12 protein-coding genes are annotated in these 9,211 nt (G+C 68.3%); 6 read left to right on the top strand and 6 right to left on the bottom strand.

Annotated features, from left to right (window positions below):
- Both ACFE71_RS13590 and ACFE71_RS13595 read left to right on the top strand, forming a co-directional pair.
- Nucleotides 1-635, top strand: a 635-nt coding sequence (locus ACFE71_RS13590; protein ID WP_375429313.1) for an alkaline phosphatase family protein, incomplete at its 5' end; no start/stop codon positions are given.
- A gap of 11 nt (nucleotides 636-646) precedes the next feature.
- Nucleotides 647-1,123 carry a MaoC family dehydratase gene (locus ACFE71_RS13595; protein ID WP_375429314.1) on the top strand — a complete coding sequence of 159 codons (477 nt, stop codon included), beginning with the start codon at nucleotides 647-649 and terminating at the stop codon, nucleotides 1,121-1,123.
- 161 nt (nucleotides 1,124-1,284) lie between these two features.
- Here ACFE71_RS13595 and ACFE71_RS13600 read toward each other — a convergent pair whose 3' ends face one another.
- Genes ACFE71_RS13600 through petA form a run of 4 tightly spaced genes read right to left on the bottom strand, consistent with a single transcriptional unit; the run spans nucleotide 1,285 to nucleotide 4,666 of the window.
- Nucleotides 1,285-1,821 carry an adenine phosphoribosyltransferase gene (locus tag ACFE71_RS13600; RefSeq protein ID WP_375429315.1) on the bottom strand — a complete coding sequence of 179 codons (537 nt, stop codon included), beginning with the start codon at nucleotides 1,819-1,821 and terminating at the stop codon, nucleotides 1,285-1,287.
- 45 nt (nucleotides 1,822-1,866) lie between these two features.
- Nucleotides 1,867-2,730, bottom strand: coding sequence for a cytochrome c1 (locus ACFE71_RS13605; protein ID WP_375429316.1), 864 nt, complete (start codon nucleotides 2,728-2,730; stop codon nucleotides 1,867-1,869).
- Nucleotides 2,731-2,780: 50 nt separating this feature from the next.
- Nucleotides 2,781-4,067, bottom strand: coding sequence for a cytochrome bc complex cytochrome b subunit (locus ACFE71_RS13610; protein WP_375429317.1), 1,287 nt, complete (start codon nucleotides 4,065-4,067; stop codon nucleotides 2,781-2,783).
- 11 nt (nucleotides 4,068-4,078) lie between these two features.
- Nucleotides 4,079-4,666 carry a ubiquinol-cytochrome c reductase iron-sulfur subunit gene (gene petA / locus ACFE71_RS13615; RefSeq protein ID WP_375429318.1) on the bottom strand — a complete coding sequence of 196 codons (588 nt, stop codon included), beginning with the start codon at nucleotides 4,664-4,666 and terminating at the stop codon, nucleotides 4,079-4,081.
- A 173-nt stretch (nucleotides 4,667-4,839) separates the two neighbouring features.
- Between petA and ACFE71_RS13620 the strand changes: the two genes are divergently transcribed.
- The 3 genes from ACFE71_RS13620 to ACFE71_RS13630 are packed head-to-tail and all read left to right on the top strand — an operon-like array spanning nucleotide 4,840 to nucleotide 6,743.
- Nucleotides 4,840-5,301 (top strand): tRNA (cytidine(34)-2'-O)-methyltransferase, encoded by a 462-nt coding sequence (locus ACFE71_RS13620; RefSeq protein ID WP_375429319.1) that lies wholly within the window; start codon nucleotides 4,840-4,842, stop codon nucleotides 5,299-5,301.
- A gap of 9 nt (nucleotides 5,302-5,310) precedes the next feature.
- On the top strand, nucleotides 5,311-6,162 hold the full coding sequence (hemF, locus tag ACFE71_RS13625) for an oxygen-dependent coproporphyrinogen oxidase (protein WP_375429320.1): 852 nt from the start codon (nucleotides 5,311-5,313) through the stop codon (nucleotides 6,160-6,162).
- Nucleotides 6,153-6,743: a GNAT family N-acetyltransferase gene (locus ACFE71_RS13630; RefSeq protein WP_375429321.1), complete on the top strand. Its 591-nt coding sequence runs from the start codon at nucleotides 6,153-6,155 to the stop codon at nucleotides 6,741-6,743. The genes hemF and ACFE71_RS13630 overlap by 10 nt, the downstream gene beginning before the upstream one ends.
- On the opposite strand, the gene ACFE71_RS13635 is transcribed toward ACFE71_RS13630, so the two are convergent.
- Both ACFE71_RS13635 and ACFE71_RS13640 read right to left on the bottom strand, forming a co-directional pair.
- Nucleotides 6,729-7,463, bottom strand: a complete 735-nt coding sequence (locus tag ACFE71_RS13635; protein ID WP_375429322.1) for a hypothetical protein — start codon at nucleotides 7,461-7,463, stop codon at nucleotides 6,729-6,731. The genes ACFE71_RS13630 and ACFE71_RS13635 overlap by 15 nt on opposite strands.
- A 13-nt stretch (nucleotides 7,464-7,476) precedes the next feature.
- A complete protein-coding gene (locus tag ACFE71_RS13640) occupies nucleotides 7,477-8,352 on the bottom strand; it encodes a hypothetical protein (RefSeq protein WP_375429323.1) in 876 nt (291 codons plus the stop codon).
- Nucleotides 8,353-8,458: 106 nt separating this feature from the next.
- Between ACFE71_RS13640 and lipB the strand changes: the two genes are divergently transcribed.
- Nucleotides 8,459-9,124, top strand: coding sequence for a lipoyl(octanoyl) transferase LipB (lipB, locus tag ACFE71_RS13645; protein ID WP_375429324.1), 666 nt, complete (start codon nucleotides 8,459-8,461; stop codon nucleotides 9,122-9,124).
- The last annotated feature ends 87 nt before the right edge of the window (nucleotides 9,125-9,211 follow it).

Consider the following 9,211-nt stretch of genomic DNA (forward strand, 5'->3'; position numbering starts at 1 on the left):
TCGACAAGGCGGCGCATGAGCAAGGCTTCGAATCGGCGGAGCAGGAAGCGGCGATCCGCGAGGTCGATGCGCAGGTGGGCCGCCTGCGTGCCGGGCTGGCGGCGATCGGGCAGACCGCGAACCTGGTGATCGTGTCCGATCACGGCATGGCGGCGGTGCCCGCGACGAACCTGATCGATCCGGCCGGGATCGCCGACGAGGCGATCATGCGGACGGTCCAGGCCGGGCCGATCCTGTATGCCTGGCCCAAGCCGGGCGGGGAGACGGCGACCACCGCGCGCGTGCTGCGCGCGCGACCGCACGTCCGATGCTGGAGGCGGGAGGAGCTGCCGGCGCGGTTCGGCTTCGGTCGGCATCCGCGCGTCCCGCCATTCATGTGCATGGCTGATCTTGGCTGGCGATTCGCGCCGCCGGGCGGGCGCGCCTATCTGAAGGGCGAGCACGGCTATGATCCCGCCGATCCGTCGATGCGCGCCGTATTCATCGCGAGCGGACCGGGGTTCCGGGCCGGGGTGAGGCTGGCCGAGTTCGACAACGTGTCGGTCGCGCCGCTGTTGCGCGACCTGCTTGGCCTGCCGCCCGGGCAAGCACTGGACGGGACGGCCGCGCCGTTCAAGGATGCGCGCCGGCGTTAGGGAGGTCGGCCATGAAGTATTTCGAGGATGTCGAGGTCGGCGCGGTCGCGCGCTTCGGCGCATACCCGGTCACGCGCGAGGAGGTGGTCGCGTTCGCGGGCAAGTACGATCCGCAACCGTTCCACCTGTCGGACGAGGCGGCCGCGAGGACGCATTTCGGGCGGTTGTCGGCGAGCGGGTGGCACACCTGCGCGATGGTGATGTCGATGGTGGTCGATAACCTGCGCGCGGACCGGCAGGCGGGACTGGGGTCGCCGGGGATCGACGAACTACGATGGATCAAGCCCGTCTATCCGGGCGACACGCTGGCCTGCGAGACGGAGGTGCTGGAGAAGCGGCGGTCGGAGAAGCGGCCGGAGATGGGCATCTTCCGCAGCCGGATGACGGTGCGGAACCAGGATGGGGCGGTGGTGATGACGTTCGTCTCGACCGGGCTGGTCAGCACGCGGCCGGCGGCATCCGGCAATGTCGAGGCGCACCCGTCCTGAGCCGACCTGCGCGCCTCAGGGGTCGCTAAGCGTGGGTCGCGACGCCCCCCGCAGCGAAACCGGTCGCCGACGGATCGGGTGGCCTGACGTTGCTCCCTGATCCCAGCGCGGCCCCGGGCTCGCGTCCATGGTCCAAACAAGCACTGCCCGGGGCGGTTCCTCTAATGACCGGGGAAGCTGACCAGCGCGTGGACATCCAGCCCGTCGGCACGAAGCGCGGCGGCCCCGCCCAAGTCGGGAAGATCGACGACGAACTGCGCTTGGACCACCGCGGCTCCCGTGCGGCGGAGGAGGCGCAAGGCGGCGCGAGCGGTGCCGCCGGTGGCGATCAGGTCGTCGACGAGGAGCACGCGCGCGCCGGGCACGCAGGCGTCGGCATGCATGGCGATGCGGTCGCGACCGTATTCCAGCTCGTACTCTTCCGCGACGGTGACGCCCGGAAGCTTGCCGTCCTTGCGAATGAGCAGCAATCCCGCGCCAAGCGGGACGGCGAGCGCGGCGGCGAAGATGAAGCCTCGCGCTTCGATCCCGGCGACCAGGTCGATCGGGCCTGGAATGGCGGCGACCATACGCTCGATCGCGGTCGCGAAACCTTGGCGGTCGAGGAGCAGTGTGCTGATGTCGCGGAACAGGATGCCGGGCTTCGGGAAGTCCGGGATCGTGCGGATCAGCGCGGCAAGGTCGGGATTGGTGGTCACTCTGGCGCTCCGCCCCTTCCCGGGCAGGAAGGGGCGACGTTCGAATCAGTGCTTCACGTCGGCCCAGACGTTCTTGTACGCACCGTAGGCCAGGAAGCAGAAGATCGCGATGAACAGCACCGCCGCAAGGCCGGCCGCGTGGCGACGCTCGAGATTGGGCTCGGCGGACCAGGTCAGGAAGGCGGACACGTCCTTGGCCATCTGGTCGACGGTGGCGTTGGTGCCGTCCGAATAGGTGACCTGCCCACTCGATGTCAGCGGCGGAGGCATCGCGATGTTCAGGTTCGCGTAGTACGGATTGAAGTGCAGGCCCTGCGTCGTCTTGGCGTCGGGAAACTCCTTCAGGAGCTCCTTGCCATCCTCGTTCTTGTAACCCGCCTGCGGACGGTAGCCCGTCAGTAGCGAATAGATGTAGTCGGAACCGTCATCGCGCGCCTTGACCATCAGCGACAGGTCGGGCGGCAACGCGTTGTTGTTGGCGGCACGGGCGGCGACTTCGTTGGCGTAAGGGCTCGGGAAGCGGTCGGACGGCAGGTTCTTGCGCGTCGCGGGCTCGCCGGTCTCTTGGTTCACGCTCGGCTGTTCGACGGGCCACTGCGTCGCGATCGCCTTTACCTCGGGCTCATTATAGCCGATCTGCTCCAGGTCGCGGAACGAGACCAGACGCATCGAATGGCAGCCCGCGCACACTTCCTTATAGACCTGGAACCCGCGCTGGAGCTGCGCGCGGTCCCATTTGCCGAACGCGCCGTCCGACGCGAAACTGGCCGGGCGCGGCTCAAGGTGGAACTCGTGACCCGCGGACTCGGGCGGCGGCGTCCGGATCGCGCCGATGACGGTCGAGACAAGCCCGATCACCAACACGGCGATGAAGCCGAGCCCGATCAGAAAAGCGATTTTACGAACCATCGGTATGCATCAATCCTGTTTGGCCGGCCGGGAAACCTGAAGCTGGACGCTCAAGCGGTCGCCGCCGTCTGGGCCGGGCTGGTGCCGCCATGGCGATTCAGCACGGCCTCGGTTATCGAGTTCGGGACGGGGCGCGGGCGCTCCAATCGCGAGACGATCGGCAGATAGACGAGGAAATAGCCGAAATACACGGCGGACGCGAACTGCCCCAGGATCACGTTGCGTGGCGTCGCGTCGGCACCGCCCACATAGCCGAGCAGCAGAACCGATAGAAGCAACCCGATCAAGCCATAGCGTACGGCCGGGCGGAAGTTCGCGGAGCGCACCGGGCTGGTGTCGATCCAGGGGAGGAAGAACAGCAGCAGGATCGACCCGAACATCGCCAGCACGCCCCAAAGCTTGGCGGGCAGGATGAAGTCGACGGTGAACGATTTCAGGATCGCGTAGAAAGGCAGGAAATACCATTCGGGCACGATGTGCGCGGGCGTCGAGAGCGGGTTGGCCGGGATATAGTTGTCCGGATGGCCGAGCAGGTTGGGCGAGAAGAAGATCAACGCCGCGTAGATCAGCATGAATACGCCCACGCCAACGCCGTCCTTGGCGGTGTAATAGGGATGGAACGGCACGGTGTCCTGCGGCCCCTTGACCTCGACACCGGTCGGGTTGGACGACCCGGGGATGTGAAGCGCCCAGATCTTCAGGATCACGACACCCGCGATCACGAACGAAAGCAGATAGTGGAGCGAATAGAAGCGGTTGAGCGCGGAATTGTCCGGCGCGAACCCGCCCAGCAGCCATACGCGCAACGTCTCGCCGACGACGGGGATGGCCGAGAAGAAGCCGGTGATCACCTGCGCCCCCCAGAAGCTCATCTGGCCCCACGGCAGGACATAGCCCATGAAGGCGGTGGCCATAATCAGGAGGAAGATTACCACGCCGAGCAGCCAAACCATCTCACGCGGAGCCTTATACGAACCATAGTAAAGCCCGCGCGCGATGTGGATATAGATCACCGCCAGGAACATCGATGCGCCATTGGCGTGCGCGTAGCGCAGGAACCAGCCGGCGTTGACGTCGCGCATGATCCGCTCGACCGAGTCGAAGGCGATGCCGCCGTTCGCGGCGTAGTTCATGGCGAGCGTCACGCCCGTCACGATCTGGATGACCAGGGCCATGCCCGCGAGCACACCGAAGTTCCAGAAATAGTTGAGGTTGCGCGGCACGGGGTATCCGGCCCCGATCGCATTATACATCAAACGCGGAAGCGGAAGCTTCGCGTCGAAATACTTCATGATCGGCGCTTGCGGTTCGTACTGCTTGGCCCAGGGAAAACTCATTGTTCGCTACCTCAACCGACGGTCAGGACAGTGTCGGAATTAAAGACATACTCGGGGACCTGCAGGTTCGTGGGCGCGGGCCCCGAGCGGATCCGGCCGGCGGTGTCGTAGGCGGACCCGTGACACGGGCAAAAATAGCCGCCGAACGGCCCCTTGTTCTCGCCCTCGCCGGCACCGAGCGGCACACAACCCAGATGGGTGCAGACCCCCATGGTCACCAGCCAGTTCTTCTTGCCTTCCTTGGTCCGCTCGGCGAGCGTTTGCTTGTCGCGCAATCCGCCCAACGGCACCGCATCGGCGGCCGCGATCTCGGCCGGGGTCAGGTTGCGCACGAACAAGGGCTGCTTGCGGAACTGCGTCTTGATCGCCTGGCCGGGCGCGATCTTGGATATGTCGACCTCGGTCGAGGACTGCGCCAGCACGTCGGCGGCGGGGCTCATCTGGTTGATGAGCGGCAGTACGATCGCGACCGCGCCGACCCCCGCGAACGCCACGGCGGCGACATTGATGAAGTCGCGGCGGCGCGGGTCGGGCACGTCTTCCTTGTACGGCTCCGGCGACTTGCCGGGCGGGACGATTGGATGTTCGACGGTCGCCATTCGGTACAGCCCTTGAACTCTTTAACAGGTCTAGCCGAACCCGGATGGTCCCGCGCTGGTCGGGCCTTCTCCACCTGACGGAGCGGGACACCGGTCTGGCGCTCAGATAGCCCTGCGGGGATCGCTTTGCCAACTTCAATTTACCTGGACGGCACCCTGCGTTACCGCCGGACATGCGCATCGCCCTGTTCGAGCCTGATATCGCGGGAAATGTCGGTACGGTCCTGCGGCTGGGCGCTTGCTTGGGCGTCGGCGTCGACCTGATCGAGCCGATGGGTTTCCCATGGGGCGATCGGGCGTTCCGGCGGGCGGGGATGGATTACGCCGACATGGCCGAAGTCCGTCGGCACACGGACTGGGCGGCCTTCCGCGCAGCTACTTCGGGCAGGATCGTGCTGGCGACGACGCACGGCGCGGTGGGCGTCTGGGATGCGGCGTTCGCGGCCGACGACGTCCTGCTGCTCGGGTCGGAGGGGGGCGGCGTTCCGGACGATGTCCATGCCATTGCCGGTCTGCGCGTCGCGATCCCGATGCGGGCCGGGATGCGGTCGCTCAACGTCGCGGTAGCCGGGGCGATGATCGCGGGCGAAATGCTGCGCCAAGCGCACTCGACTTCGCGCATGAGCGGCGGATAGGGGATCGGGATGGCCGCCCTCCCCACCCCGATCGACGACCAGCAGGCCGCGGCGCGCGCCTGGTTCGAGGGACTGCGCGACCGCATCTGCGCCGAGTTCGAACTGATCGAGCGCGAAGCCGGGTCGGACGCGGGCTTCGACTATCTACCCTGGGACCGCGTCGACCCGTCGGGCGAACCGGGCGGCGGCGGCGTGCGCGGCGTCATGAAGGGCCGCGTGTTCGAAAAGGTCGGCGTCAATGTTTCCACGGTGGGCGGCATCCTCGAAGGCGAGTTCGGGCGCACCGTGCACGGCGCGGGCGACGACCCGCGATTTTTCGCGACGGGGATCAGCCTGGTCGCGCACATGGCCAATCCGCACGTGCCCGCCGTCCACATGAACACGCGGTTCCTGGTGACGACCAAACGCTGGTTCGGCGGCGGCGCGGACCTGAACCCGCCTTTGCCGATCGCGGACGACACGACGGACTTCCACGCCACCCTGAAAGCGGCGTGCGACCGGCACGATCCGCGCCATTACGACCGGTTCAAGGCGTGGGCGGACGAATATTTCTACATTCCGCACCGGCACGTCCACCGTGGGGTGGGCGGCGTGTTCTTCGACCATCTGGAGGGCGGCGAACCGGACTTCGCGTTTGCGCGCGACATCGGCGAGGCGTTCCTGGACGTCTATCCGCGGATCGTGCGGCGGCGGCTGGGAACGCCGTTCACCGATGCCGACGTCGCGGCGCAACGCGTATGGCGCGGCCGCTATGCCGAGTTCAACCTGGTATACGACCGGGGAACGCTGTTTGGGCTAAAGACGGGTGGCAACATCGACGCGATCCTGATGAGCCTGCCGCCGGTCGCGACTTGGGACTGACCGCCGTTCCCGCTGACCATGTCGCGACGGTGGTCACCACCCTGGAGATGCGCGAGCGACCGTCGCTACGCCCATTGCCGCCCTCGCCGCTCCGGCTGGAAGGGTGGCGATCACCCGAGCCCGCCAGGTACCGCACGTTGTTCCGGCGCGTGGGCGAGCCGTGGCTATGGTACTCGCGGCTGACGATGGACGACGCCGCGCTGCTGGCGATCGTCGGCGACGAGCGGGTCGAGGTGTTCGCGGCGGTCGACCGGGCGGGCGTCGAGGTGGGATTGTTGGAGATCGATCTACGGCGGAGCGGCGAGACGGAACTGTCGTATTTCGGCCTGGTGCCCGAACTGGCCGGACAGGGCCATGGGCGGTGGCTGATGGCGCGGGCGCTGGGGCTCGCCTGGCGCGCGGGGACGGAGCGGGTGTGGCTGCATACCTGCACGCTGGACCACCGCCACGCGCTCGGGTTCTATCGCGCGCAGGGCTTCGCGGCGACGGGACGGACGCTCGAGACGTTCCCCGATCCGCGCCTCGCGGGCATCCTGCCGCGTGAGGCCGCGCCGCACGTGCCGCTGCTAGCGGGAACCTAGCCGGCGATAGGCACAGACGGCGATCAGGACCTGCGCGATCGTCCCGAGCGTCGCGGCGGCGGCGAGACCGGTCGCGGCCGCCACGGCCGCGACCGCGCCGCGCCCGGCGACCGGAGCGAGCGCCGCGAAGGGCTGCGCGAGGAGGAGCGCCCCCAGCAGGCTCGTCGCCGCGAGCGCCATCATCGGCATACCCAGCCCGCGACTGAGCGCGAAGGACCGCCCCAGCGCCCCCAGTGCGCTCACCGGACGCTCGGCGACCAGGACGGGGCCGACCAGGAGCGTGCGGCCCATGACATAAAGGCCCGGCAGCACCCACAGATACAGCCCCGCTCCGGTCGGCAGCGCGATCAGGAGCATTGCGATCAGGTACCGAGGGAGCAGCGTGCCCGCCCGGGCGAGCGCGGCGCGGACATCGCGCGCCTCCCCGTCGAGATAGGCCGACTGGAGAGCGGCCGCGCCGAACAGGCCGAGTGCGTTGGCCAGCAGATGCCAGCCGCCATAGGCGCGCACCCAGCCCGTCAACCGCGCCGCGCGGGCGAGCGCGTCCGCCTCGCTCGACCCGGCGCCGGAGAGGAAGGCGACGGGGGCGCTCGGCACCAGCAGCGCGAGCGCGAAGGCGGGCAGGAACAGGAACGGCCCGGCGACGCGCAAAAGCCAGTCCCGGTCGCGCCGGAAAAGGCTCCAGGCGTCGGCGAGGACGGGCCGGATGGCGATGGACATCAAAGGGCGGTCATCAGGCCGGCGGCGGCGCGTCCCGAACCGTCCGGAGCCGATCTCGCGCGACCAGGCGCTCATGGAGCTGGGCCGTGAAGGCGTAGGCGAGGAGGCTGAACGCCGTCGCGACGACCGCGCCGACGACGGCGCCGATGAAGCGGGCCACGCCGGTGTTGTCCGCGCCCAACATCAGGCGGAACGGGATGAAGGTCACCCACTGCGCCGCGTTAGTCGCTACATAGAGAACGACGAAATAAAGCAGCAGCACGCCGACGAGCTTGAAGCCGAGCCCCCGAGTCAGGCGGAACGAACGCCCGATCGCGCGCAGGCCGAGCCGTTCGTTCAACACCACGGGCACCAGCGGCAGCAGGCGGGCGAGCAACCAGAGCAGCAGCGACGTCGCGAACAGGCCGTACAGGCCGACGAACAGCGACGCGCCGGCCCCGAGGGTCGGCATCGTTCCCGAGCCCATGGCGGCCATCTCCACCCCGGAACGGATTAGGATCACGAGCACGGGCAGGATCAGCAGGGTCAGCACGAGACCGAGGACGACCGAGGCGCCGAGCAGGGGAAGAAGACGCGCCGACGCCCGGCGACGCGCTTCGGCCGCTCCGACGGCGGGGTCGCCGGTGACCGCGGTGATCGCCAGCGCTCCCCAGAATGTCAGCGCGAGCAGCCCGAGCGTCAGCGCGAAGCGGAGCAGCGCCCCGGCCGCATACGGCCTGGGTGGCGCATCGCCCGCCGCGCCGCCGACATACAGCATCAGCCCAGCCTGGATCAGACCGGGCAGGAACAGCGACACCGCCGCCAGGGGCGCGAGCAGCCGTGCCCGACCGCGCACCGCATCGACGGCCGAGTCCCACACCGAACCGATCCCGATCTTCGCTTCCGCCACCAATGCGCTCCCCGGCCCTGTCGGCCGTCGTCGTCGCTAGCCGATGCCGCCGGGCTTCGCCAGCGGCACGGTTGCATGCGGGCGAGCCGCGGCGCACATCGCGCGCGTGACCGACATCCCCCCCGACATCGAATGGCGCGTCACGCCCGGGCTGACGGCGTACGCGGACGCGGTCGCCGAGATGGAGGCGCGCGCCGCCGCGGTCGCGAACGGCGAGGCGCGCGAGCTCGTCTGGCTGCTGGAGCATCCGCCCGTCTATACCGGCGGCACGAGCGCGGTCGACGCGGACCTGATCGACCCGCGCTTTCCCGTGGTCAGGACGGGGCGAGGCGGGCGGTACACCTATCACGGACCGGGACAGCGGATCGGCTATCTGGTGCTCGACCTCGGCGGGCGCGGGCGCGACGTGCGTCGGTTCGTCCATGCGTTGGAGACGTGGGTGATCGCGGCTCTCGCGCGCGCCGGCGTGGCCGCGTTCACCGTGCCGGGTCGGATCGGCATCTGGACGCTCGACGAAGGACGTGAGGCGAAGGTCGGCGCGATCGGGGTCCGCGTTCGGCGCTGGGTCACGCTCCACGGCTTTTCGGTCAACCTATCGCCCGACCTGTCGCATTTCGGCGGGATCGTGCCTTGCGGGATCGGCGATGCGGGGGTGACCAGTCTCGAGCGTCTCGGGAACCCGTGCGGCCGGAACGCGTTCGATCTGGACCTGGCGTTAACGTTTTCCGCGTTCCTCCAAACTCTTTCTTGCGTCCGGCAAATGGAGGCTTGAGGGTGGAACGCGTTCGGTTTAATGTCCACCTCGATTTGGGTGATAGCAACCTTGTGGTGCCGTCCAGATCATTATCACAAGGGAGCT

The sequence above is a fragment of the uncultured Sphingomonas sp. genome, assembly GCF_964237155.1.
Lineage (GTDB): Bacteria > Pseudomonadota > Alphaproteobacteria > Sphingomonadales > Sphingomonadaceae > Sphingomonas.

Coding starts and splice junctions, on each gene's coding strand:
- ACFE71_RS13595 (WP_375429314.1), top strand. CDS start 647: ATGAAGTATTTCGAGGATGTCGAGGTCGGCGCGGTCGCGCGCTTCGGC.
- ACFE71_RS13605 (WP_375429316.1), bottom strand. CDS start 2,730: ATGGTTCGTAAAATCGCTTTTCTGATCGGGCTCGGCTTCATCGCCGTG.
- ACFE71_RS13610 (WP_375429317.1), bottom strand. CDS start 4,067: ATGAGTTTTCCCTGGGCCAAGCAGTACGAACCGCAAGCGCCGATCATG.
- petA (WP_375429318.1), bottom strand. CDS start 4,666: ATGGCGACCGTCGAACATCCAATCGTCCCGCCCGGCAAGTCGCCGGAG.
- ACFE71_RS13620 (WP_375429319.1), top strand. CDS start 4,840: ATGCGCATCGCCCTGTTCGAGCCTGATATCGCGGGAAATGTCGGTACG.
- hemF (WP_375429320.1), top strand. CDS start 5,311: ATGGCCGCCCTCCCCACCCCGATCGACGACCAGCAGGCCGCGGCGCGC.
- ACFE71_RS13635 (WP_375429322.1), bottom strand. CDS start 7,463: ATGTCCATCGCCATCCGGCCCGTCCTCGCCGACGCCTGGAGCCTTTTC.